Source organism: Parasutterella muris, assembly GCF_943193095.1.
Taxonomy (GTDB): Bacteria; Pseudomonadota; Gammaproteobacteria; order Burkholderiales; family Burkholderiaceae_F; genus Parasutterella; species Parasutterella muris.
In genome coordinates this window covers 59,106-82,782 of record NZ_CALPCV010000009.1, presented here as the reverse complement: position 1 = coordinate 82,782, position 23,677 = coordinate 59,106, and the positions used below count along the sequence as shown (strand labels likewise).

Genomic DNA, 23,677 nt, shown 5'->3' with positions numbered 1-23,677 from the left:
AGAAAAAAGACAACACGTGCGAAAGAACTCGTACGAAAAGGAGCGAAAGCTGTCCAGGCAGCTAATCGCAACGGCTATAAGAGTTTTATTAAATCAGAGCTTAAAGAAGTTCAATTTAATGAAACGCTTTACACCAAGCGTCTTAAATGGTGCGGTTACACGGCCTTGCTGACCAATATCGAAGATCAAGATTCGAGCGTCATTTATGCACTGCTTCGACAACTCTGGAGAATCGAGGATAACTTTAGAGTGTTAAAAACGGCGATTGAAGCCAGGCCGGTCTACGTATGGACAACCAAGCATATACGGGGTCATTTTGTACTGTGCTATATCAGCCTTGTCCTGACTCGTTTAATGCAGAAACAGCTGAAAGAGGATGCCTTGAAATACTCTGTAAGGCAGGTTGTAGAAGCCCTCAATGCGCTCAGCGTCTCCCCCTTGAATGCATTAAGAAAAAGTAAAAGTCAGCTATATCAGTGTGTGGTTGAAAACTCTGAAGGGAGCACGTCCTCCGGAGAGTACAAACCTCTTCTGGAAATTGCCAATGACATCTGGAAATCGTGCGGCTTGGAGCCCCTGACGCGTCTTGAGAGTCACGGCTCTTTAGTTAGGAAACTTGGAAGAAGCTTTAAAATCCGATGAATCGTTGAACTACGAAGTCGCTAAAATATAAAATCGGCTAAAGGCTTGGTACTCACGGGTTGTACCGCGAAATCGTTTTAAAAATCAAGGAAAAGTCGGGATAAAAAGGGTAATTTTTTGCTGGAAGCAGGATTTATTTAGGGATAATGGGTGTGCTACCATCCCATTTAAAGGAGTATTTAAAAATATGTGCTTTTGACCACAAATTCTTCGGTCTGATGCTCAACGCTGCACCGTAGAAAAGAAAATATGCGAAAAAGACCACAAGTCGAAGAGGTTCTTGTGGTCTTTTCTTCATACTTAGGAGGATCTGATCTCTTGAGTCTTCTCAATGATTCGAACGGTATCACTGATAATTCGAGCGGTAAAAGTAGTAAAGCCCCTGTAACTGCAGGAGCTTGAATAAGAGTACCGCTTTCAGATGCCGGCGGTTTTGCTGTCTGATCAGTACTCGATCTTGAACAGATTCTCTACGTTGGATGAGAGTACCGCGTCATAGAGCCTGCCCTTAAAATCGATCCAAGTCTCGGTTTCTTTCTCATTGGCAGTGCCTGTATAGAATTTACGGCCGGCGGCTAAGAAATCCGGAGACACAATGCCGTCGACAGCAGTCAGCTTCATGACTTTATTTCCGTAACCGATTTCGAAATACAGCTTTCCAAAGATGCATTCCGGTGCACAGATGTCTTCTGAGGGTAAAGCCATGAAACGGTTTCGGGTTACACAGCGCCCGATAAGTTCTGCTGAATCCGTAATACCGGGGCCGGGGAAAGCTGTTTTTAGAGTGATAAGTTTGCGCTGAGCCACTTCACCTTCAGGCACCAGTCGATCAAGCGCATATTTCATCATGCGAAAGCAAAGGGCAAGACCACCGCAGCGCTTTAGTCCATGATAGGTTTCACAGTCGTTAAGCGTGATAACGGTGATGGTCTTTCCGCCATTTTCTGTCACGCGAATTTCTTCAGCATTGGTCATTTAAAACTCCTAAAGTAGAACTGTTATTCGAAAGCAAGCGGAAGGACTAATTCCTCGACTTTTACAGGATTTCTCATCATCCCGTTATCCTTGAGAAATTTCTCGTTGACTCTGAGATCGTTCACATCTTTCTGAGTCATCTTGTCAAAGTAGTGGCTTCGTTCAATGAGAGTCTTAGCGTTCTCAACAGAAATTCCGTGCTCTTTAGCGCCCATTTCTGCGGTTTGATCCGGGTTGTTTTTCATCCACTGAAGCGCTTCCTTATAGACTTTGCTGACGCGTTTGACGATATCTGGGTGTTCTTCGGCAAATTTCTGAGTGGTGGTCATGACAAGCGTGGGCTCAACCAGTCCGTCGGCGTTTACGATTGTCTCGGCTCCGGACTTGTTCGCTTTGATAAGCGCGCTGCTTGCGACAAGCGCTGCGTCAGCCCGACCGGCCATAATGGCGCTTAAAGCTTTTGGAATTCCCATGTTGATAAACTGCACGTCACTTTCTTTGAGTCCTTCTTTCTCTAACGCGGCGACAAGAAGCTGATGCAGGAAAGTTCCTTTGGGGCCGACTACCTGTTTACCTTTTAGATCTTTAATTGTCAGATGCGTACCGGGTTTGGACACAATGGCAAAGTTTGAGGTTGGATGAGCAGTGCCTGTCAGAATGCGCACAGGCAGACCCTCTGAATTCAGCATGAGTACAGCCGCAGTGTTCATATTGCCGGCGATATCAAGACTTCCGGCACCCATTGCGCGGGCCGCTTCCGGACTCGTCCCCATGTTGTGCCAGTTGACTTTGATCCCTTCCTTTTCAAATTCTTTTTCAAGCATCTGACGGTCTTTCATGACGAGAAGCTGAAGTACAAAAGGAGGTTTAACGTAGGAGATGTTGAGTTCTTTAATCTGAGGCGCGGCTGCCGAGACGGCAGAAGCCGCAAGAATGAGGATTGAGGCAATGAGTGATTTAATTTTCATATGAATTCCTTGAACTAACTGATATGTAGATCGAGAATAAACAATATTGAAAATTATAATTATTATCATTTACGAATAACGAAAGCTGTTTTTTGATCGATTGATACGAGTAAGGGATTACTCCAGCAAAATGAGAATGAGATTTATTTAGATGAGTTAAAACTTAAAGACAAAAAAAAGACCGAACGATGTCGGTCTTGAGACTTTAAAAATAAAGATTAAAGCACTTTTTCTATCGAGGACTGAAGAATGGCGTCATGTTTACGGCCTTCTACGACTTCATTACGAAGCTGACCGCTCGGGTGGAAGGAAACGACTTGACGAGCTTTGATAACGGCAGCCTCACCGGACTTAGGATTGCGGCCCGGACGCTCGTTCTTCTTCTTAATTGAGAACACGCCAAAATTTGAAAGCTTTAAGTCCTCGCCTCGAGCTAAGCATTCGAGAGACTCCTGAAAGAAGAGCTCAACGATTTCTTTACAGAATTTTTTAGGCAGCCCGAATTGTTCATAAATCACATCAGAAAGATGGCTCTTGGTTAATGTGTCGCCTTCCTTCAGCAGGCTGCACAGAACCATTGTTGTTTCTTCTTTCTGCTGTTCTTTAACAGCTTGTTTTGGGAGTTCTTCCATGATCTTCTAATTTTGGGTTAAACGAAAGGAGGATTCTATACCAATATTGCTTTGTTGTCCTATTTCGTTAATTATTAAGCAAAATTACGGAATAAGCATTTGCTTTTCGACGAGCGACTCCGAATTCGTCTGAATAGAAAAATCGGGAGGATGCGCGACAGAATCCCACTAATTATGTCTATTTACCACTGACTCAATATGAGCAATTAATCCAGCGATTCTTTTTTTATTAAATTGTTAAAACTCGATTAGTCGTTTAAAGAAAGAGCAGTGGCAAGGATAATGAATAATCCGATTAGGACGGCCATCCAAAAGGCCGCAGAGGATTTTTTCCCGGATTTGCTTTTTATTGGTTCGGCGCCCTGAGGTGTGCGATGAAATGACAAAGGATGCTGAATGTATGTTTCGCCGGCAGTTTCCGGAAGACCTTCCGGATTAAGCGCCTTAGTCACTTCACTAAAAAGCGCGGCAAGTGCATCTTCTTCCTTAAAAAGACCTTTGACGCTCTTATTGAATATCGTGGCTTCAGCGGTGAAAGTGACAAGACATGGGATCTCCGTCTCCGGGTCTTCGAATACCGCAGAAATTAAAATCGGATCACCGGGATGGCTCTTGCGGTCGCGTGAAAAGACAAAAAGGGCGCTGCGGTAATCCAAAGACTCTTTGAAGGGCTTTTCCTGTATGGGTCGAACGTAATACTCCAGTTCGAATGAATCCCAAATAAATGCTTTGGACAGCGTTTGACTTCTTACCGGCAGACCCATAACCGGCGCATTCCCGGTTATAGGAGGCAGGGTCTCTTCCGAGCGCACCTCGAGCTCCGACTGATGAAAGGAGAGATTGGGGATCATGTCGGCTATTTCCTGAAAGCCGCTGCGATTCTGAGGTTTTAACTCCATGAGGTATCTCTCTTGATCAGAAAAATCGGATTTTGCGCTGACAGGCGATCAAAATGCGACGTCTTTTGGGCGCGAAGCATCGAAGCAATGTCGGTAATGTATGGTTCGTTCCATAGATTGATGTAGGCTTTCTGAGGGCCTCCGTGAAGGATACATTCCTGAGAGAAAAATTCGATCAGGATATCTTTCCAGGGATAGAAATTAAAAGACTTCCGCCCCCAGAACTGTTCCTTCTGAGGGAATTCAACGCCTAAATTAGAAATTCGGCACTGCATGAATTTTAAGGTACCGCCTTCCTTAAGAAGCTCGCTAAACTTTTTTATGCGGGCAAGCATCGCAATGTTCCTGAAGACATAAATGAAGCTCTGCCATTCGCTTTCCTCATCGAAAGCAAAGCGGACTTCCTCTCCGTTAGACATGCGAAATCCCCAATGTCTGAACCTGCAGGAGGGGGCGTTTTGATCGGCTTTGAAGTTTGAGGCACAGTAAAAGAGAGAATCTATTTCCGCTAAGAGATAGTTTTTCCCGTCATAGGAGAGTTCTGTCTCGGACAACTTAATTTCAGAGCCGCCGCGAGTAGTAAAGCTCGATTCTTCAAAGGAAGTTTCGGCGCCAAGGTTGACGTTTTCCCGTGCGATCTCGGAACGGGAGATGATCTCTGTCAGTTCGCCTGCATAGGCTTTTAAGAATGAGGGAAGAATCTTGTGTTTTTCCTGCTGCCAAATAAAAAAGCATTCATCAAGAGGGTTGAGCGTGAAACTGTCGTCAAGACAAAAGGCTTTGAACTGCGAGAAGGAAGATGCGGTTTTGGCGGCCAGCTGAAATCCTTCGGAGACGGTTTCTGTGTTGCCAAGCCGAGATTCCCGGCCGATATATTTGATGAGAGCCTTAAACTGTCTCAGCGCCTGCCTCATGCGGCTTGAGAAGAATTTGTCATAGCGTCTGAGCAGAATGTCGGTTAATCGTTCTGAGCTGCGCTGATGAGGACATGCGGCCGAGAGCATCCGATAAAAACTCCTAATGGTTTCAGAAGAGTAGTTTTGGAGGATATGTTCAACAAAAGACGTCTGAAAATACGGGACAAGAGGAAGAACGGTATCCAGATCCTTACGGGTCAGTTCCTCAAAACCGGTGCTTTTTCTCTGTTCATTGATCCGTTTCAGGATCAGCTGCAGATCTAGGGCCGCAAACTCTTCCTGGATCCCGACTATCTCACGGATAAAGTCTTCCGCATCTTGCGTGCTGAGTGATGCGGCATACTTTTTTCTCAGGTGCGCAAGCCGCAGATGCATATGGCTGAGCGTGCCGTCACTTTTATGATTGAGAAGTACCGGGTCGCCTCGAGCAGTTACGGTCAAATACGATTCATGGTCCTTGACTTCATCACTGTCACAAAGAGAGAGGACTTCTGAGAGCGAGCGCTCAAGACTCGTCTGAGTATCCTGCGCTGCCGCCTGTGCAGAGTACGGAGAAGAACCTGAGGCAAAGTATGTGGGCATCAGAATTGCCGGCAGCTTGCGTACTCGGATGCGTTGTTCATCGAGTTTTTGAATAAATGGTTCCTTCAAACCGGGAAGTGCGCTCGGCATTTGATCTCTGACAGGTATATTAGATTTCACAGGTTTTTAACAATGATACTAAAGAGGCGCTGAGAGACATGCCGATACGGCTCAATTCGGAAACTGAGTCTGCTGTTTTCAGGCAAAAAAAAGCGCTTGAAAAATAAATTCAAGCGCCAGTCTAAATGTGATGGTGGAGGATCGGTCGTTCTGAACGAACTTCGGAGATCCCCCGGAGATTCCATCACCAACCTCAAATCCCAAGGAGAAGTGACAATATTTAATTGCCACGGACAAATACTAGCACAAACAACTAGGTATTTCTACTACCATATCGATACGGCACTCATTTTGAGTTTCTATTTGTTGCTAGACAGCGTAAAGCTTTACCAGCACTGAGGCGGAAATCAGCCAGAAAAGTACGGCTCCAGTTCTATTTACGATTTTGGAAAACTTTTCATTCATCCAGCGGCCAGCCGCATACGCCGCGCTGTAGCTGTAAATAATATGAACCAGCCAGCAGGTAACAACAAAGATGCTGATCAGTACCGTCAGCTGCAAGGCATAGGAGCTCGTATGACTGACAAACTGCGGCATCAGAGACAGCAGGAAAATAATCAGCATCGGGTTCGTGAGCTGCAGCAGCGCTGCGCTCGAGAAAATCTTAAAGCGTGCTTTGGAGGGACTGGGGTCTTTAAAGCTTTCAATCCGTTGAGAGAGACTGTGGGGCGGTGCAACCCAGCTTTTATAACCAAAATAGATCATGAGAAGGCAGCCCGCGATCTGCAGTCCGGCAAAGAGCTTGGGAGAACTGGTAATTACCGCGCCTAAACCGGTCGCCGCGATAATGCTCATGATCAAGTTGCCCAAGGCGACACCCGTGGGAGAGCAGAATGCTCTGCTTTTTCCGTACATTACAGCGTTCTGAAGGGTATAGAGAACGCCTGCTCCGGGAGTGATGCAGGTGACTAAAACAACCAGAAAATAAAGCATCAGGTTTGTTGAATCCATTTCTTTTCCTTTAATTTATTATTTGAAAAGTGTAAAAAGAAATGATTTATTAAAACTCAAGAGTGATACTAAATATTTAACACAGAATTTTTGAATTTTATGCAGACACGCTTTGATTACAGGACGATGCGTCAGCTGATGCTGTTTGCGGTCGTGACTCAGGAAAAGAGTATCCGTAAAGCGGCGAAGCGTTCGAATATGTCGGTGCCGCCTTTGCTCGCTCAGCTCGATGAATTGGAAGACCGGCTTCAGGTACAGCTGCTTGAGCGCACGCCTCGAGGTGTACGGGTCACGCCGGAGGGTGCTGTATTGGTGCCTCTGGTTGAACAGTTTCTGCGCCAGGCGGAGGCTCTAAGCTACTCCGTGAATCAGATGACAAAAGCCGCAAGCGGTGTGTTGACCATCGGCGCCAACGCTGAAGCCATGATTTTCTTTATCCCAAAATTAAAGCGTCAGCTGGCAGCCAACTATCCGAAAATATCCCTTTTTGTGAAGGAGATCGATTCGTTTCAGACGGAAACTGAGCTGACAGAAGGTTCGATCAGTATTGGCATTTCTTTTTTTGATTCGCTTAGCGACCGAAGGTTAAAGATGCGGGTCCTGCGGATGGAAAAACCGATTGTTGTACTCGGAAAAGAGCATCGCTTGCGCGGTACCGGGAAATTGAAGCCAAGGATCTGAGCGGCGAAAGTTTTGTCTTCTCCCGCCGCTCAATCGCGCCTCGGCTGTTTGACGGGCTGGTTCATTTCTGTGAGTCGCTGGGCGGATTTACGCCGCGCATTGTGCACGAAGTGGATTCCTCTCCGCGGCAAATGGCATTTGTGAGCTGCGGGCAGGGCATCGCATTCCTTCCGGAATCTTTTTATCCGTGGATGCCGCCGAATGTCAGCGCGCATACTCTGAAAAACGCTCCTGCGACTCTGCCGCTTTCAATGGCGTGGAATCCGTTGGTGCTTTCTCCCATCCGAGACGTTGTGCTGAATGAAATTTCTCAGTTTTTTGCCTTACATTCTGCAGCTACTGAATTGCGCTGAATGCATGTTCCAAATCTGCGATCAGATCTGAGGGATCCTCCAGGCCGATATAAACACGAACCATTCGATCCAGATCCGTGCGGTTTCTTACAGTGCGTTTGCCGTAGCATCGAAGGATCAGACTTTCAAAACCGCCCCAGGAATAGCCGAGACCGAATAATGTCAGTGAATCGAGAAACTTGTCGATTTGCTCATCGGTGAAATTGGGTTTGAACGTAAAGCAAAAGAGTCCGATAGGACCGGAGAAGTCGCGCTTATAGATCGCGTATCCCGGATCTTTCGGATAGGCGGGCCAAAGAATGCTTTCCACTTCTTTTCTTTGGCTGAGCCAGTCGACGACAGCCTGCGTATGCGCGCCGATCGCATCCATTCGAACTTTCAATGTGCGCAGGCCGCGTAATCCGAGATAGCAGCTTTGAGCGGACGCGTACTGTCCAAGCATTTTGCTCACACGTTTAACTTCCGGCCAGGTTCTCTCACTGCAGGTGACGGTTGACATCAGAACGTCGGAGTGACCGCAAATATATTTAGTGGCCGCATGAATGACAACGTCCGCGCCGAGCCTGAGCGGGTTGAAGTTCAGCGGTGTGGCGTACGTATTGTCAATCATTGTGATGACATCTTTTCTCTTCGCGGCGGCAATAATGGCAGGAACGTCCTGCATTTCCAACGTGTGACTGCCCGGGCTCTCCATGTAAATGAGCCGAGTGTTCTGCCGGATGAGCCTTTCAATTCCCGAGCTGATCAGCGGGTCATAGAACTCCACTTCGACGCCGAGGCGCTTGAGAAGAGTTTCACAAAAATCTCGGGTCGGGCCGTAGACCGAATCGGTAACGAGAACGTGGTCGCCGGCCTGGACGAAGGCAAAGAACGGAGTAACGCAGCCCGCTAATCCGGTGCCGTAGGCCCAAGTTCCGGCTCCGCCCTCGAGCTGATTCATTGCTTCATAAAACGCCTGATGAGCCGGGCCGCCTTCTGTGCCGTATGTGAAGCTCGGTTCTCCGTTCATCTGAAGACGGACTCGGTTCTTCATATCCGCGATGTCATGATGCAGGATTGTTGAGCCTTCATATGGCGGAATGTTCACATAACCTGAACTCTTATCAAGGTCTCTGCCAAGGTGCACCAGTTCAGAATCGATCTTTAAACGTTTACGCATAGATAAGTGTCCTAGGAGTGTGATGTCCGTAGTATAGGCCCGATAAAGCACTGTCATCCGGAACACCCCGGCAATGCGGAAGGTTAATGTTTATAAGAACTCGTGATGCAGAAGGATCATGAAATAATTCTAGGGATTTATACCTATATCTCAAAATTCCAACAAGTTGCTTGTTAGTCATAACATTTTGATTTGGAGGGATAATTTGAAATTAATTTTCTTTTGCATGAGAAATATTACTAAAAAATAGTCAATCTATGAATAATATTTGTTAGCTGATCCTGGCTAATACTAGTAACAGACTGTTATTTTGAGTAAAATCAGCCTGTTTTTCTAAAAACATCATTAACGAGGTGAATCTAAATGAAAAAAATCCTTCTGGCTTCCGTGGTTTCTGCCGCTTTTGCTGTTCCTGCAGCTGCCGCAGATCACGCTGATGTGGTCGTTATCGGTGCCGGCGGTGCCGGTCTCTCCGCCGCAGTGACCGCTCATGATCTGGGTAAAAAGGTCATCGTTCTTGAAAAAATGGCCTTTGTCGGCGGCAATACAAACCGCGCAGCCGGCGGTCTGAACGCTGCTGAAACCAAACCGCAGGAAAAGGCCGGTATCAAAGACACCATCGAAACCCATTTCAATGACACGATGAAGGGTGGCAAGTACCTGAACAATCCTGACCTCGTTCATGTTCTTACCGACAACGCCAGATACTCTGTTGACTTCATCAACTCTCTGCCCGGCGGAGACCTGACTGATGTCGGTATGATGGCCGGTGCCACTAACAAGCGTTCTCACCGTCCTGCGGGCGGCGGCTTCGTCGGAGCCAACGTTGTTAAGACTCTTGCTACTGCCGCTAAGGACAAAGGCATTGACGTCAGAACCAACGCTAAGGCTGAGAAGCTGATCGTTAGGAACGGCCAGGTTGTCGGAGTTCAGTACAAGGACAAGAATGGTGTCAAGACCATTAACGCTAAGGCTGTTGTTCTTGCTTCCGGCGGTTTCGGCGCTAATCAGGAACTGCTGACAAAGATCAATCCCAAGCTCAATGGCTTTGGTACAACCAACCAGCCGGGCGCTACCGGTGACGGTATCATCCTCGGTGAAAAAGCCGGTGCCGATACAGTCGACATGACTCAGATTCAGACTCATCCGACCGTAGTTCCCAACAACGGCGAAATGATCACTGAAGCGGTTCGCGGTAACGGCGCTATCCTTGTCAACCAGGACGGCAAGCGCTTCATCAACGAACTGCAGACTCGTGACGTTGTTTCCGCTGCTGAGCTCAAACAGCCCGGCAAAGTCGGCTACCTCGTTTTCGATACAGCCACTCGCAAGAGCCTGAAAGCGATCGAAACATACATCAAGAAGGGCCTCGTTACAGAAGGCGCCACACTTGACGAACTCGCCGACAAGCTCAAGATCAACGCTGCCAACCTGAAGGCCACAATGGGACAGTATGCTAAGTTCCAGGCTGACAAGAAAGACGCTGAATTCGGCCGCGCCGACATGCCGCGTCCTCTGACAGAAGGCCCCTGGTTCGCTGTTCAGGTGACTCCGGCTGTCCACCACACAATGGGCGGTCTGAGAATCAACACTGAAGCTCAGGTTCTCGATAAGAAGGGTCACGTTATCCCGGGTCTCTTCGCTGCCGGTGAAGTCACAGGCGGTGTTCACGGTGCCAACCGCCTCGGCGGCAACGCTATGGCCGACATCGTTACATTCGGCCGTATCGCCGGACGCAACGCTGCTGAACAGCCGACAGGCGTGATCGTTCCGCGCGGACAGAAACCGGAAGACGCAGAAAAAGCTGCTGTTGCCGGCAAGTAATCTGCACGACAAATAAGCGAAGCCCTTGATAGAAGGGCTTCGTGAAAACAAATAAAAAACGCGTATTGATTTTTCAAAACGCGTTTTTTATTTAACCCTCAATTGAGCGGGTTAAATTGAAGTCGAAAACGAATTACTTAGCGTTTACGGCATCTTTGAACTGCTTGCCGGGAACAAACTTAAGTGTCGCGGCAGGGATCTGAATTGTTTCGCCGGTAGAAGGATTGCGGCCTTCATGGGCTTTGCGAACAGAAGATTTGAATGTGCCAAAGCCGATAAGTGTGATTTCATCGCCTTCTTTGACAGTGTTGATCACTTGTTCCATGACAGCGTCAATGACAGCTTTAACGTCGGCTTTTGTTTTGCCGGTTGTGTTGGCAACGGCATCGATCAGTTCAGATTTATTCATCTCGTTTTCCTTTCGTTTTCGTTGATGAAGAGAACAAGATCATAAAACAAAAATATAATGGGTGAAAACTTTTTAAATAGGAAGTGCTCATTTTTAGTTTTTTATCGATCAGCCTCTTGTCCTCAGTGCCTTTTTATTCATAGCACATATAGCTTCTACTATAAAAATTTTCTGTGCTCGAGTACTTTTCTTGGATATGAGAAGTGAACGCGGATCACTATTAAACGGGAGGAACTTTCTAGAATAAAGCCTGCATGCGCAAATATTTATCCCGCTTTCGATTCGTGTTCTGATGCAAAAATCAATGGTGATTTGTACGAAATTTAAATATAAATATCGGGATGTGCCAGAAGAGTTTTTCGATATGCCGTTTCAGTATCCCGATTAGAGTTTTTTGATTGTTGATATTCAGAGCGGCTGCCGATAAATTTTAAGGATTTCGTTTAAATAATTGTGGTCTTTTTCGCATATTTACAGCTGAACCCTTCAGGAAAAGCTTTTTTCTTAGCGGCTAATTTCCTGACTCGTCACCAAACAGCCCTAATTCTCTCTGGATGGGAGAAGACTTTTTTTCACGAATCTGAAGAGATTTAAGAATATCCGGAAGGTAAAGTTTGACCATGTCGGAGAAAAGGTAGCCGACGGCTTTATCGTCTTCGTAATAACGAAGCTGTCCAAGCCAGCGATAGAACTCCATATCCTCATCGCTTTCGGCTTCGATCCCGCCGCGAATCATGACAAACTGATCAAAGAGTGAGGAGGATTCCTTTTGAAGTGTTTCGAAAGCGAGCTGAGGCTCCATGTCTCTTAATAAAGAGATATCTGCGGCAGTCACCGGATAGAAGGCTTTTAAGTCTATCGCGTCCGAAGTTTTCCCCGATAAGATGAAAGAAAGGATCTCTGCCTGGACAGCAGTGAGCTCCAAAACACTCTGGAGAATATCCTCTTTATATAAGGTTCCGCTTTTAGACTTGGTCTTCATGATAATTCCGCAAATGATTCGAAGGAATTCTAGCAGTTTGCCTTATTCAATAGGTTTCTGCCGAGGCTTTTGCGAAGCTTGGGCGATGCTTTCAGCCGCATGAATCGATATAGTACATATGTACTTGCTACATAGAAACCCTAGGTGTGATTTGGTATAAAAGCGACTATATTGTTCGAAAGGCAAAGCAATGGAGCTGCAAAATGGCAGAGAGTAAATCTCAGGAGCAAGAACTATTGATGCGTCGAATCCCTTCAGTGAAGAGACTCGACTCAGCTCGTCTGGATAGTATTCAGATGCCTTCATTTTTGCTCTCTCGAGATCGTTCGGTACGTCGCACATCAAAAGTTCGTACATGGTTATTCGGCAGAGCTCAGACCACAAGCTAAGGAAGAAGCGTGCCTGAACTTCCTGAAGTGGAAATCACGAGACGCGGTATTTTGTCTCGAATTAAGGGACGAACCTCTACCGGCGCATTGGTGCGGGAGGCTCGGTTTCGAAAGCCCGCCCCTAAGAATTTATCCAACCTGATTCAAGGACAGGAGCTTCTGGATATAGAGAGGCGCGGCAAGTACCTTATCTGGAGGTTTGAACACGGTTCCATCGTTTCTCATTTAGGTATGTCCGGCGTTATGCGAGTGGTTAATCCGTTGGAAACGCCGCCCGTAAAGCATGACCATATTGATTTGAATTTCGGAGATCTAACGGTTCGTTATCACGATCCGAGACGGTTTGGATTCCTGGTATGGCTCGATGAAAGTGAAAACCCGTATGAAATGGCGGAAATACGAAAATTAGGGCCTGAGCCTTTTTCTGACGACTTTAACGCCAAAGATTTATTTGCCTCGCTTTCTAAAGTGTCTGTCCCGATTAAAGAGGCGCTTCTCAGCGGGAAACACGTTGTCGGAGTCGGCAATATTTACTGCTCGGAATCGCTTTTTAAAGCCGGGATCAATCCGTTTGTACCCGCAAATCTTCTTTCAAAGAAGCGCCTCGAAAAGCTCGTGAACGCGGTCAGGGAAGTTCTTGAAATTTCTCTTCAGGAAGGAGGATCGACACTGCGGGACTTTGTTTCGGCTGAAGGCGAGAAAGGATACTTTACGCTTAGCGCCTGTGTATACGGGAGAGAAGGCGAACCGTGCGTGAAGTGCGGCCGCCCGATTAAACGAGCGGTTCAGGCCGGGCGCGCGACATACTACTGTTCCCTCTGTCAGCGCATGACGCGAGGCGCAGCACAAAAATAAAGCCCGCAGACGTGCGGGCTCGAAATCGATAAATCTAAATTACTTCAGAATTTCGATCGGTTTCTTCACATCGTATTCAGTTTTCATCAGGTCTTTGTCGACTTCAACCGTCAGGCGAACGATGTTGTTCGGAGTGACAGTCTGACCGTTCCAGTATTTGTGGTCGATTTCGACATCGATGGTGCCGGAAGCATCTTTGAATTCATAATGATCGCCGCGGATGTTGCGTACGATGGAGCCTTCAATGATCGCATAGGCGTCATCAGGCAGAGATTTGAGCTGGGCAGTCGAAACCACCTGAGCTGCGCCCGGGCCCTGGAAACCGCCGGCAGCCTGTGCCGGAATCTGTGTGGCTAATGCACCGAAGAGCAGTGCTGCAAGAATTTGTTTTTTCATATTTATTCCTTTTAATATCAAACTTGAATGATAAGGGCTTTTGCTTATCTAGCCAACCGTTAGCGCTTATATTAGACCCCGGATTGTGAAAATACAGCGGAAAATCATTTCTATATGTGTCCTTCAATTCTCGGTGTGAATTCATTATTTATCTATGAAAGTAAATTACTCTTAACGCATTGAATAATCAAAATAAAATAATTAATTATGTTAAAAAGACCACACCAGAAAACTATTAATGAATTTACTTATTTTGGTGTGTGTTCAGGCCGCAGCAATGACCGACCTTTCATGAGCGTCTCAGCGCTTCTTTTTGGCAAAAGAAAATCCCGCGCTGATTTACGCGGGATTTTCAGGGAAGAGACGGATTACTTCATCGGCTTGCCGTTTGTTCTCATGATCTGATGAGGTCTCAGCAGATAGAACGGAGTGAAGTAGCCGCTCCAAATGTGAATCAATCTTGTGAACGGAACGATCAGGAAGATCATCAGTCCGGTGAAGATATGCCACTTCTGCCAGTCAGGAACCTGCAGGATCAGCTGCCAGGCATTCGGATCGAAGGTGAACAGTCCGCGGACCCATTCTCCGAAAAGAATAATGGTCGCGCCGGAGCGGTCATATTCGTATGAATTGATGACGCAGCAAATGCCCAGAACGATGACGGCAATCAGCAGAAAGAGGACTAAGAAGTCACTCGGTCTGGAGCTCGTGCGTACTCGTTCATTGAAGAGTCTTCTGCAGGACAGGATCAAAAGACCCGTGATCGCGACGAGCGCGGAGAGGCCGCCCGCGATAATTTCCAGCATCTGATGGATGCGGGGCGTCAGCCCGATGTCGTCCAGGAGCCACGTAGGAGTAAAGAGTCCGAAGCAGTGGCCACAGAAGAGGAAGATGACGCCGAGATGAAACAGGTTTGCACCTAAAGTCAGTCCGCGTTTATCTAGAATTTCGCTGCTTTGAGACTTCCAGCTGTAAGGCGCCAGAACGAAGCGGGCGATACTTCCTACAACGAGGACTGCCATCACGACATAAGGAAGCACTCCAAAAATCAGGTAGTGCCATATCAGAGTCCAATTACTCATTATTTGCCCTCCTGTACAGAGTCATTTGAGCGCTGATATTCTTCAAAGAGCGGAATAATCTTGCGATTCATCGGCCCTCCGAAGAGCGTATCGGCTCTTTGTCTCTGATCAAAGCCGCCGCCCGCGTTAAAGCCCTGTTCGCCCTGAAGCAGAACAGCTGCCTGATTATTGCGGTTGGCGCTCGGTACAACGAAGCGGTCCTTGAAGTCTGCAATGGCAAGCAGTTTATGCATATCGCAGACATCTTGGAGCGTTAAACCGAGCTGGCTGAGTTCTTCGTCAAATCCGGACCCTTCAAGCTGTTCGGGCAGTATTTCGCAGCTAAGGAACTGACTGAGGCCGGCTTTGTCACTGTACTGACGAAGTACTGTTCTTTCCGCAAGCAGTCGGCTCAAAGCTTCCTGTACGGGCTTAATATTTCCTGCTGTCAGAAGGTTGGCCAGGTACTGAAGCGGAATCCGCAGACTTTCTAAGTCCGGAATAAATCCTTTCAGCGAAAGCTTGCCCACGTCGACCGCCTGAGCGATAGGCGAAAGCGGCGGTACGTACCAAACCATCGGCAGAGTTCTAAATTCCGGATGCAGCGGAAGCGCGATCTTCCACTTAGCAATCATCTTGTAGATCGGAGAGCGTTTCGCTGCTTCGACCCAGTCACGGCTGATGCCGGCTTCCAGAGCGGCAGCTTCAACTTTCGGATCGTTAGGATCCAGGAAAATCTGAGTCTGAGCTTCGTAGAGATCTCCGTCGTTCGGCGTAGAGGCCAATTCTTTAATACGGTCTGCGTCATAGAGCATGACGCCCATGTAGCGAATACGGCCAACGCAGGTTTCCGCGCAGACGGTCGGCATGCCGGATTCAACACGCGGATAGCAGAAAATGCATTTTTCCGCTTTGCCGGTTGACCAGTTGTAGTAGACCTTCTTATAGGGGCATCCGCTCATGCACATACGCCAGCCGCGGCACTTGTTCTGGTCTACCACGACAATGCCGTCTTCCTCGCGCTTATAAATTGAGCCCGAGGGGCAGCTTGCGACGCAGGCCGGATTCAGACAGTGTTCGCACAGGCGGGGCAGATAGAACATGAAGGTGTTCTTGTACTGCGCGTAGATATCACGCTCGACATTCTTGAGGTTAACGTCCTCAACAGTCTTGATATCGACACCGCCCAAGTTGTCGTCCCATGCGGCCGAGCCCTTGATCTTGGCCATTTTCTTGCCGGTGATGTAGGAAATCGGCTGAGCCGTGACGCAGGTTTTCATGCGGGGCGCTTTCTGCAGATTCTGATAGTCGAAGGTGAAGGGTTCGTAATAATCATCGATCTGAGGAAGTTTCCCGTTGCCGAAAATACCCGCTAAAAGTCCGAGCGTAGTGCCTCGGCGCAGGCGCAGTTTGCCGTTATGCAGCTCCCATCCGCCGGTCCATTTATCCTGATCTTCCCAGCGTTTCGGATAACCGACGCCCGGCTTGGTTTCTACGTTGTTGAACCATATGTATTCCATACCGGGGCGATTTGTCCATACGTTTTTGCATGTGACAGAGCAGGTATGGCATCCGATGCATTTGTCCAGATTTAGGACCATGCCGATTTGCGCACGAATCCTCATAGCGTACCTCCCTTCTTCGGCGCTTCCTCATCCATCCAATCGACTTTATTCATTTTTCTGACCCAAGCGAAGTCGTCGCGGTTCGGAGCGATTGTTCCATAGTAGTTAAAGGCATAAGAAAGCTGCGCGTAGCCTCCGATCATATGGGTCGGATTCACAATCACTCGGGTTGGAGAGTTGTGGTCTCCGCCTCTTTGTCCGGTGATTTCAGATCCCGGTGTATTGACGGTCTTTTCCGTAGCGTGCTGCATAATGCACAGACCCTCCGGCATACGAGAAGTGACGATCGCTCTTCCGACCACCGCGCCGTTGGCATTCCAGCATTCGATCCAGTCGTTATCGACAATGCCGGCGTTATTCGCATCGATGTCATTCATCCAAACGACAGGACCGCCTCTTGAGAGCGACAGCATGCGTTCGTTGTCATAATAGGTCGAGTGAATACCCCATTTCTGATGGGCAGTCATAAAGTTCAGCACGATGGCTTTATTACCGTTGTCGGTGATGTTCTCAAAACCCTTTAGTGCGCGCTGGTTAGCAGGCGCACGGTATTGTGCGAACTGCTGACCGAAAGCTCTCATCCAGCTGTGGTCCTGATAGAACTGCTGGCGTCCTGTTAACGTGCGCCACGGCAGCTTCATGTTGGTGTTCTGCCAGAACGCCACATACGGGATCTCGCTGTTTTCAATACCCGACCAGTCGGGCGCGGTGAAAGTCTTAGCGGGACGATGCGCAAGATCGTCAAAAGTGATCTTGTCTCCGATGTGTTCTTTAGAGAGGAAACTGCAGTCAACTCCGCATTGATCCTTCACGAAGGACCAGCTTCTATAAGAGAGCGCGCCGTTGGTTTCCGGCGATACACGCATAATGAAGTTGGCGGCGTTGATATCCGTCTCCATCTTGGGGCGTCCCTTAGCGACGCCTTCCTGGACGGTACCGTTGATTTGTCGCAGCTCTTCGATTTCCGGGTCCAGATTCCACTTGATGCCGCGGTTTCCACCGCCGTTCTTAGAAAGGAGCGGACCGACAGACGTGTATTTCTGATAGATGGTCCGATAATCACGCGGAATGACGTGAATCAGCGGCGCGGTTTTACCCGGAATTAAGTCGCATTCATCGAGGTACCAGTTCTTAACATCAAGCGCCTGGCCGAGCTCGTGCGGGCTGTCGTGTCCAAGCGGTGTCAGAACGACATCGGTTACTTCGGCGAAGTCCTGCGGATATTCAGCGGCTATTTCGGAGAGCTTCTTCGCGATAGATTTAAACGTATCCCAATCGCTTCTGCCTTCCCAAGAGCACTGAACTGCTTTTACGAACGGATGGATAAAGCAGTGCATATCCGTCGTATTGATATCGTTCTTTTCGTAGAACGTGGCTGCAGGAAGCACTATGTCCGAATAAATGGACGTGGTGCTCATGCGGAAGTCCATATTGACGAGCAGATCAAGCTTGCCTTCAGGCGCGGGACGTTTCGTCTGCAGCTGCGGAATCAGCGCCGGGTCTTTGCCGTCAAGCTCCTGGCCAAGTACTGCGTTCTGCGTGCCAAGCAAATGCTTCAGGAAGTATTCCTGACCTTTGCCTGAGGAGCCGAGCACGTTGCTTCGCCAAATGAAGAGGTTTCTCGGCCAATTCTCTTCAGCGTCTAAATCCAGGCAGCTGAAGGATATGGATTTGTTTTTAAGCTGTTCAATCAAGTAGGCTTGCGGGTCTTTTCCGGCTTTAGCCGCCCGGGGGGCGATCTCAGTCGGATTGACGTTTAACTGCGGAGCCGACGGCAGCCAGCCCATCAGTTCGCTTTTTACGTTGTAATCAACGTATGTTCCGTTATAGACCTTAGTGTCAGCAAGCGGAGAGAGCATATCGCTCAGCGGAATACGTTCATAGCGCCACTGATCGGTGTGCTCGTAGAAGTAGCTCGTTGAATTCATGTGCCGCGCGGCCGGTTCCCAGTCCTTAGCAAAGGAGTATTCGCTCCAGCCTGCTTCCGGTCTGATTTTTTCCTGACCCACATAATGGCACCAGCCGCCGCCTGTGACGCCGCATGTGCCGCACATCAAAAGAATGTTAATGATGGAGCGGTAGGTATTGTCTGTCTGGAACCACTGGTTGACGCCCGCGCCCATGAGCACGCAGGCGCGCCCCTTGGTCTTGGAGGCCGCAGTGGCGAATTCGCGGCCGAGCGTGATGGCGTACTGCGGTTCTACTCCGGTGATCTTCTGCTGCCAAGCCGGAGTAAACGGAATGTTGTCCTCGTAACTCTTTGCACATTCTCCGCCTAATCCGCGGTCAACGCCGAGGTAGCTTCCGAACAGATCAAATACGGTTGCGCAGTAAATTTCCTTGCCGTTGGTGATGACTTTTTTAACCGGGACCTTACGGACCATGATATCGGAGGGCATCGCATTGTTGGGGAAGCCGTCTCTTTCCCTGCCGCCGAAATACGGGAAGCAGACATCGATAACCGCGTCGGAGTCCTTGACAAACGTGAGTTTAGGCTTTACGGATTTTCCGCTTTCGCCGTCCACTTCGTGCAGGTTCCATTTGCCGAGGTCCTGACCTTCTTTCTGTCCCCAACGGTAGCCCATTGAGCCCTGCGGGACAGCAAGTGAATCATCTAATTCATTCCAGACGACGGTTTTCCACTCCGGGTTGTTGGTCTTATCGGCACTGTAGCCGATGTCGCATGCGCGAAGGTATCTTCCTGCGGTGAACCGGCCGTCCTCACGGGGCTCCATGGTCACAAGGATCGGGAAGTCGGTGAGATTGCGGCAGTACTCGGTGAAGTACGGATCGGGATGCTCGTAGTGGAACTCTTTAAAGATGACATGGCTCACCGCCATTGCGAAAGCCGCGTCGGTAGCCTGTTTGGGATGAATCCACCAATCCGCATCTTTTGTCACTTCAACGTAGTCCGGGCAGACATTGACGACCTTAGTGCCGTTGTAGCGGCATTCAGTCAGAAAGTGCGCGTCCGGAGTACGCGTCATCGAAATATTGGTGCCCCAAACAATGATGTAGCTCGAGTAGTACCACGCTTCGGATTCCGGTACGTCGGTCTGTTCTCCCCATGTTTGAGGAGAAGACGGAGGAAGGTCGCAGTACCAGTCATAGAAGGAAAGAAGGGCACCTCCAATCAGACTCAGATAGCGAGTGCCTGCTCCGTATGAGACCATGGAATAGCCCGGAATCGGCGAGAAACCAGAAATGCGGTCGGGACCGTATTTCTTAACGGTATAGAGGTTGGCTGCGGCAATAATTTCGAGCGCCTCATCCCATGTTGTGCGAACAAGACCGCCCAAGCCGCGAACGGACGTATAGGACTTTCTCGCCTGTTGGTCCTCGACGATGCTTGCCCACGCTTCAAGCGGTTTCATCGTCTTGCGGGCGTTTCTCCAAAGTTCTTTGAGTTCGGCTCTGATCAGCGGGTGTTTGACGCGTGAAGCAGAGTACAGATACCAAGAGTAGCTTGCGCCTCTCGGGCAGCCTCTCGGTTCATGATTCGGTACTCCGGGCGGTGTGGGCGGGTAATCTGTTTCCTGAGTTTCCCACACGACGATTCCGTCTTTTACGTAGACCTGCCAGCTGCATGAGCCGGTGCAGTTTACGCCGTGGGTGGAACGAACGATCTTATCGTGAGCCCAACGATCCCGATAAGCCTGTTCCCAGCCTCTGTCCTGCTCTACAACTTCACCCCAGCCGTCGGAGTATGAACCGACTTTCTTAGAGAAGAAGAGGGAGGACTTCATGATTCCGGACATATTGTTCTCCAGTGATTTATTGTTTTGGGGCGACGATTAGCAAAGATTCGGAGCGTTCTTTCTGTCGTAGTAGTAGAGGTTGATCAGAAGGATCGCGATGAATATCACTGTGGTGACGCCAAACATCATGCCGGCTCCGCATTCAGCAAGGAGCACGCCGATAGTGAAGGGGCCGTATGCGCCGATAGCGCTTGTCCAGCCGACAACTGCTCCGCCCTGAAGCGGCGGGAAGAGTACAGCCATTTGTTCGGTTGTAGAAGCATTGCCGACACCGGTCCAGAAGAAAATCCAGAACATCACAATGAGCCAAATCCAGCAGCCTTCGACGCTGGACGGTTTGTACCACCAGAGCGCAAGAAGACCGATGATGTTGCAGATTGCCATGATTGTGGTGACGCGGCCGCCTCTGATCTTATCGGAGACTTTACCCGCTCCTACACGGGAGAGTGCGCCGATGACCGGGCCGAGCCAAGCTAAAGCGACCGCGCTCGGAGCGCCTTCGATACCTGCGAATGTGTGGTTGCCGAGCAGGGCAAGCTGAGCGCCGAGGCCTGCGAAAGTCGCAAAGGTTCCGTAGTAGAAGAGGGTCATAAACCAAGTATGTTTATTGCCGAAAATCTTCCACTGATCTTTAAAGTCTGCGGTTACCGGGACGGAGCGCAGGCAGAACCAGGCAAGAATTGTCACGATTGCGACAAGCGGAATCCAAATCCATGCGGCGTTCTGCAGCCAATAAGTAACGGTCTTGCCATCAGCAAGATGCGCGACTTGACCGTTTCCAAGAACGGAGAGGGCGGAGAAGCCGATCACAAGAGGCGTCACGAACTGCACGAGACCGGTACCGAAATCGGAGAGGCCGCCTTGGACGCCGAGTGCGAATCCGCGCTTATCTTTGGGGAAGAAGTAATTGGTACTTGCCATGAGGCCCGAGAATGTACCGCCGCCGATACCGCTCAGCAGAGCGAACCCTAAAAGAACCCAGTAAGGGGTATCAATATTTTGTACGGCATAAACCCAGCAGAAAAGCGGTATGAGCAGTAAGCCGGACGAAAGGGTGACCAGATAGCGCGTGCCGATTATCGGAGGAAGGAAGGTCCACACGATACGAAGCGTACCGGCGGAGAGACCGACCATGGCAACAAGCCAATAGAGTTCCCTGTGCGTCAGGGAGAAGCCAATTTCATTAAGGCGCGGAGCGAGGGATGGTACTAAGAACCAAGCGCAAAAGCCGAAAGTCAGGCTGAATGTACTGATCCAAACTGTTGTCCATGCGAGCGTCTTGTTCCATTGGGCCGGATTTTCAGGATTCCAAACCTTGATATCTGGACGCATATTATTTCCTTATCAAATATTCTGTTCCCGGATGTTTTATTCGGGATTACTCTTAGAATTTTAAAAGCGGGTCGTCCTTTGTAACTTATTGTTGTATCAATTTGAGCAGATTTTGCGGATATACCCGTAGGTTTTTAGATAGGATCGACTCAATTAAATAGGACAGAAAAAACATGACTCCTGAATTAAAAGCCCTTGGGTGCCTTCTGCTGTATCCGGATGCGAATCTCATAGAAAGCTTGGGAGAGATTCAAAACTACATTGAGCGCTCATCTCTTATTTCTGAAAAATGGAAGACAGTGTTATCAGTGCTGATGCGCAGCATGCAAGAGGTTCCGCTCTCGGATCTTCAGAAACAGTATGTCGCAACGTTTGATATCGGCAAGCGGGCGAGTCTGAATCTTTTTGAGCACATGCACGGAGATTCACGCGATCGCGGTGCGGCAATGCTGAATCTAAGGCGGCTCTACTCGGATCATGGTTTAGAGGTTTCGAGCAATGAGATGCCGGACTTTCTTCCGATGCTTTTAGAGTTTCTGTCGGGACTCAGTTCTGAGGAAGCGATGGTTTATTTAAAGAGCGCAGCAAAGCACATTGTCAAAATTGATCAGCAGCTGCAGAGAGAGGAATCTCCGTGGGAGGCGGTGACCGGTGCACTGCTTTCGTTAGCAGGTGAGGAACCAGACAGTGCTGAGATGACGCGAGAAGATCTTCTGCCGAGTCTGGAAGCCGAATCTTTTGATCAGCCGGTTAAGTTTGGATCATCAGCTGACCCGGTTCAGCAGGGCGTACATTTTAGGAAGTAACAGAGATTGAGTATGAATAAGCAGCTTCTCGGAATGGGGATGGCGGCACTTGCTGCCATATTTTGGGGAGCGATGGGTTCAGCAGGACAATATCTGCTTCAAAAATGCGGATTTGTGCCGCTGGATTTGATTTCTATCCGCATGCTTTTAGCGGGGTCTCTTTTTGTCGGGCTGGAGCTCTTTTTAAACAAAAGCAAAGTGTTTGCGCCGTTCCGCAGCGGTTCTTCTTTTGTACAGCTTTTAATTTATACCGCGACGATTATCGGGACGCAGCTCACTTACTTTGTGTGTATTCAGTACAGCAACGCGGCTGTCGCAGGAGTCCTGACGGCTACGGTTCCGCTTTGGGTGATGCTTTTTATGGTGGTGTTTCAGCACCAGAGACTTTCTCTTAAAGAGATTCTCTGCGGTGCGGCTGCCGTCATCGGTGTTTTTCTGATCGTCACGGGCGGCTCATTAAAGAGTCTGAATGTTTCGATGATGGGGCTGATAATGGGACTCGGTTCCGGGCTTACCGGGGCGCTGTATGTCATCCTTCCGCAGAAGCTGATCAAGCAGGTTGGGTCGGGCACAGCAACGAGCTGGGCGCTTTTGCTGACTGGTGTCGCTGTAACACTCTTCAATCATTTTTGGAATGAATCGCTTAATTGGTCGCTTGGTGCGGTATTGGCTTACGCCTTTATTGTGATTTTTGGGACGATTGCGGCCTTTTGGCTGTTTCAGGCGGCTGCCGAGCTGATTCCTTCGGATGTTGCGGGAATGATGGAGACGCTGGATCCGGTTTCAGCAACGGTCTTGGGTGTTCTGTTTCTCGGTTTGACAGTGAACATCTGGGAGCTGATCGGAGGCGTTTTGATTTTAGCGACGGTTGTGGTTTTAGCGATTCCTTCGAAACATCCGAGTTTATATAAGTACAAGCGTGGTAACGGCAGTTAATTTCACCGTGAAAGTCAGTGCGTTGCCCGTAGGATTCCATTAGTGGAAAAACTAATATTGTTTTCACTTAGGATTGTCCCGCATTTTTATCATGAAATGAAAGGACAAATCGTCTGAAACTTAAATAGTATTTAACGCTGAAAATATAAATTAAATTGAACTTGCAACTCTGTGAGCTATGGCATTTTCTACTATTGTCAGAATAAGTTAGTCTAATTCAATTAGATATGATTTTATACATTAAGTTTTAGCTATCCTGCTGTGTTGGTGTTAAATATAAATTGAACGAAATTATGATAGCTAAAAAGCGTGATACTTAATTTTTTCTTTTGGTATTCATCCTTTATCTAAGTTGCATTGAGCTTCGTCTGATATAAAATCGGAAACATAAATAATACAAAACCTGAGGTAAGAAAATGCAATAT

The 23,677-nt window shown here is 48.5% G+C and carries 18 protein-coding genes and 2 pseudogenes; 6 read left to right on the top strand and 14 right to left on the bottom strand.

Translation table 11 applies throughout. The annotated features are described in order from the left end of the window. A partial coding sequence (locus NFR90_RS05020; protein ID WP_251451146.1) for an IS1634 family transposase occupies positions 1-642 on the top strand: 642 nt, incomplete at its 5' end. A gap of 444 nt (positions 643-1,086) precedes the next feature. Here the strand turns inward: NFR90_RS05020 and NFR90_RS05015 are convergent. The 6 genes from NFR90_RS05015 to NFR90_RS04990 all read right to left on the bottom strand — a co-directional run bounded on the left by NFR90_RS05015 (position 1,087) and on the right by NFR90_RS04990 (position 6,686). Then, positions 1,087-1,617 carry a hypothetical protein gene (locus NFR90_RS05015; RefSeq protein ID WP_251451139.1) on the bottom strand — a complete coding sequence of 177 codons (531 nt, stop codon included), beginning with the start codon at positions 1,615-1,617 and terminating at the stop codon, positions 1,087-1,089. A 23-nt stretch (positions 1,618-1,640) separates the two neighbouring features. Continuing rightward, on the bottom strand, positions 1,641-2,585 hold the full coding sequence (locus NFR90_RS05010; protein ID WP_251451137.1) for an ABC transporter substrate-binding protein: 945 nt from the start codon (positions 2,583-2,585) through the stop codon (positions 1,641-1,643). A gap of 218 nt (positions 2,586-2,803) precedes the next feature. Next, positions 2,804-3,217 (bottom strand): integration host factor subunit alpha, encoded by a 414-nt coding sequence (locus tag NFR90_RS05005; RefSeq protein WP_160334982.1) that lies wholly within the window; start codon positions 3,215-3,217, stop codon positions 2,804-2,806. Positions 3,218-3,465: 248 nt separating this feature from the next. Continuing rightward, a complete protein-coding gene (locus NFR90_RS05000; protein ID WP_251451135.1) occupies positions 3,466-4,116 on the bottom strand; it encodes a hypothetical protein in 651 nt (216 codons plus the stop codon). Then, complete coding sequence (locus NFR90_RS04995) at positions 4,107-5,705, bottom strand: hypothetical protein (protein ID WP_251451133.1); 1,599 nt, start codon at positions 5,703-5,705, stop codon at positions 4,107-4,109. The genes NFR90_RS05000 and NFR90_RS04995 overlap by 10 nt, the downstream gene beginning before the upstream one ends. A 339-nt stretch (positions 5,706-6,044) precedes the next feature. Next, positions 6,045-6,686 carry a LysE family translocator gene (locus NFR90_RS04990; RefSeq protein ID WP_251451131.1) on the bottom strand — a complete coding sequence of 214 codons (642 nt, stop codon included), beginning with the start codon at positions 6,684-6,686 and terminating at the stop codon, positions 6,045-6,047. A gap of 99 nt (positions 6,687-6,785) precedes the next feature. On the opposite strand from NFR90_RS04990, the pseudogene NFR90_RS11665 reads away from it, so the two are divergent. Next, positions 6,786-7,720 (top strand): annotated as a pseudogene (locus NFR90_RS11665) (LysR family transcriptional regulator). Here NFR90_RS11665 and metC read toward each other — a convergent pair. Beyond that, positions 7,704-8,879: a cystathionine beta-lyase gene (gene metC / locus NFR90_RS04975; RefSeq protein ID WP_251451127.1), complete on the bottom strand. Its 1,176-nt coding sequence runs from the start codon at positions 8,877-8,879 to the stop codon at positions 7,704-7,706. The pseudogene NFR90_RS11665 and the gene metC sit on opposite strands and share 17 nt — an antisense overlap. Positions 8,880-9,242: 363 nt before the next feature. Between metC and NFR90_RS04970 the strand changes: the two genes are divergently transcribed. Then, the gene (locus NFR90_RS04970; protein ID WP_251451125.1) at positions 9,243-10,703 is read left to right on the top strand and encodes an FAD-dependent oxidoreductase; all 1,461 of its coding nucleotides are present in this window, start codon (positions 9,243-9,245) and stop codon (positions 10,701-10,703) included. A gap of 133 nt (positions 10,704-10,836) precedes the next feature. Here NFR90_RS04970 and NFR90_RS04965 read toward each other — a convergent pair. Both NFR90_RS04965 and NFR90_RS04960 read right to left on the bottom strand, forming a co-directional pair. Next, positions 10,837-11,130: pseudogene (locus NFR90_RS04965) on the bottom strand (HU family DNA-binding protein); the annotation flags it as partial. 493 nt (positions 11,131-11,623) lie between these two features. After that, a complete protein-coding gene (locus NFR90_RS04960; RefSeq protein WP_160336316.1) occupies positions 11,624-12,094 on the bottom strand; it encodes a RepB family plasmid replication initiator protein in 471 nt (156 codons plus the stop codon). Between the two features lie 398 nt (positions 12,095-12,492). Here NFR90_RS04960 and mutM point away from each other — a divergent pair, with 398 nt between their 5' ends. Beyond that, the gene (gene mutM, locus NFR90_RS04955; RefSeq protein WP_160336315.1) at positions 12,493-13,338 is read left to right on the top strand and encodes a bifunctional DNA-formamidopyrimidine glycosylase/DNA-(apurinic or apyrimidinic site) lyase; all 846 of its coding nucleotides are present in this window, start codon (positions 12,493-12,495) and stop codon (positions 13,336-13,338) included. Between the two features lie 39 nt (positions 13,339-13,377). Here mutM and NFR90_RS04950 read toward each other — a convergent pair whose 3' ends face one another. The 5 genes from NFR90_RS04950 to NFR90_RS04930 all read right to left on the bottom strand — a co-directional run bounded on the left by NFR90_RS04950 (position 13,378) and on the right by NFR90_RS04930 (position 21,510). Further along, positions 13,378-13,734: a YgiW/YdeI family stress tolerance OB fold protein gene (locus NFR90_RS04950; protein WP_160336314.1), complete on the bottom strand. Its 357-nt coding sequence runs from the start codon at positions 13,732-13,734 to the stop codon at positions 13,378-13,380. Positions 13,735-14,102: 368 nt separating this feature from the next. Next, the gene (gene narI, locus NFR90_RS04945; protein ID WP_251451121.1) at positions 14,103-14,816 is read right to left on the bottom strand and encodes a respiratory nitrate reductase subunit gamma; all 714 of its coding nucleotides are present in this window, start codon (positions 14,814-14,816) and stop codon (positions 14,103-14,105) included. After that, entirely contained in the window at positions 14,816-16,420 is a 1,605-nt protein-coding gene (gene narH, locus NFR90_RS04940; protein ID WP_251451119.1) for a nitrate reductase subunit beta, read from the bottom strand. The genes narI and narH overlap by 1 nt, the downstream gene beginning before the upstream one ends. After that, the gene (locus NFR90_RS04935; RefSeq protein ID WP_251451117.1) at positions 16,417-20,178 is read right to left on the bottom strand and encodes a nitrate reductase subunit alpha; all 3,762 of its coding nucleotides are present in this window, start codon (positions 20,176-20,178) and stop codon (positions 16,417-16,419) included. The genes narH and NFR90_RS04935 overlap by 4 nt, the downstream gene beginning before the upstream one ends. A 36-nt stretch (positions 20,179-20,214) precedes the next feature. Next, positions 20,215-21,510, bottom strand: coding sequence for an MFS transporter (locus tag NFR90_RS04930; protein ID WP_251451115.1), 1,296 nt, complete (start codon positions 21,508-21,510; stop codon positions 20,215-20,217). Between the two features lie 173 nt (positions 21,511-21,683). On the opposite strand from NFR90_RS04930, the gene narJ reads away from it, so the two are divergent. Both narJ and NFR90_RS04920 read left to right on the top strand, forming a co-directional pair. Then, positions 21,684-22,316 carry a nitrate reductase molybdenum cofactor assembly chaperone gene (gene narJ, locus NFR90_RS04925; RefSeq protein WP_251451113.1) on the top strand — a complete coding sequence of 211 codons (633 nt, stop codon included), beginning with the start codon at positions 21,684-21,686 and terminating at the stop codon, positions 22,314-22,316. 12 nt (positions 22,317-22,328) lie between these two features. Further along, positions 22,329-23,252 (top strand): DMT family transporter, encoded by a 924-nt coding sequence (locus NFR90_RS04920; RefSeq protein ID WP_251451111.1) that lies wholly within the window; start codon positions 22,329-22,331, stop codon positions 23,250-23,252. Positions 23,253-23,677 lie beyond the last annotated feature (425 nt).

What these genes read in the sequence shown, in the direction of transcription:
- NFR90_RS05010 (WP_251451137.1), bottom strand. Translation starts at nt 2,585, where the DNA reads ATGAAAATTAAATCACTCATTGCCTCAATCCTCATTCTTGCGGCTTCT.
- NFR90_RS04970 (WP_251451125.1), top strand. Translation starts at nt 9,243, where the DNA reads ATGAAAAAAATCCTTCTGGCTTCCGTGGTTTCTGCCGCTTTTGCTGTT.
- NFR90_RS05000 (WP_251451135.1), bottom strand. Translation starts at nt 4,116, where the DNA reads ATGGAGTTAAAACCTCAGAATCGCAGCGGCTTTCAGGAAATAGCCGAC.
- narH (WP_251451119.1), bottom strand. Translation starts at nt 16,420, where the DNA reads ATGAGGATTCGTGCGCAAATCGGCATGGTCCTAAATCTGGACAAATGC.
- NFR90_RS04920 (WP_251451111.1), top strand. Translation starts at nt 22,329, where the DNA reads ATGAATAAGCAGCTTCTCGGAATGGGGATGGCGGCACTTGCTGCCATA.
- NFR90_RS05015 (WP_251451139.1), bottom strand. Translation starts at nt 1,617, where the DNA reads ATGACCAATGCTGAAGAAATTCGCGTGACAGAAAATGGCGGAAAGACC.
- NFR90_RS04930 (WP_251451115.1), bottom strand. Translation starts at nt 21,510, where the DNA reads ATGCGTCCAGATATCAAGGTTTGGAATCCTGAAAATCCGGCCCAATGG.
- NFR90_RS05005 (WP_160334982.1), bottom strand. Translation starts at nt 3,217, where the DNA reads ATGGAAGAACTCCCAAAACAAGCTGTTAAAGAACAGCAGAAAGAAGAA.
- NFR90_RS04960 (WP_160336316.1), bottom strand. Translation starts at nt 12,094, where the DNA reads ATGAAGACCAAGTCTAAAAGCGGAACCTTATATAAAGAGGATATTCTC.
- metC (WP_251451127.1), bottom strand. Translation starts at nt 8,879, where the DNA reads ATGCGTAAACGTTTAAAGATCGATTCTGAACTGGTGCACCTTGGCAGA.
- NFR90_RS04950 (WP_160336314.1), bottom strand. Translation starts at nt 13,734, where the DNA reads ATGAAAAAACAAATTCTTGCAGCACTGCTCTTCGGTGCATTAGCCACA.
- NFR90_RS04990 (WP_251451131.1), bottom strand. Translation starts at nt 6,686, where the DNA reads ATGGATTCAACAAACCTGATGCTTTATTTTCTGGTTGTTTTAGTCACC.
- narI (WP_251451121.1), bottom strand. Translation starts at nt 14,816, where the DNA reads ATGAGTAATTGGACTCTGATATGGCACTACCTGATTTTTGGAGTGCTT.
- NFR90_RS04935 (WP_251451117.1), bottom strand. Translation starts at nt 20,178, where the DNA reads ATGTCCGGAATCATGAAGTCCTCCCTCTTCTTCTCTAAGAAAGTCGGT.
- narJ (WP_251451113.1), top strand. Translation starts at nt 21,684, where the DNA reads ATGACTCCTGAATTAAAAGCCCTTGGGTGCCTTCTGCTGTATCCGGAT.
- NFR90_RS04995 (WP_251451133.1), bottom strand. Translation starts at nt 5,705, where the DNA reads ATGCCGAGCGCACTTCCCGGTTTGAAGGAACCATTTATTCAAAAACTC.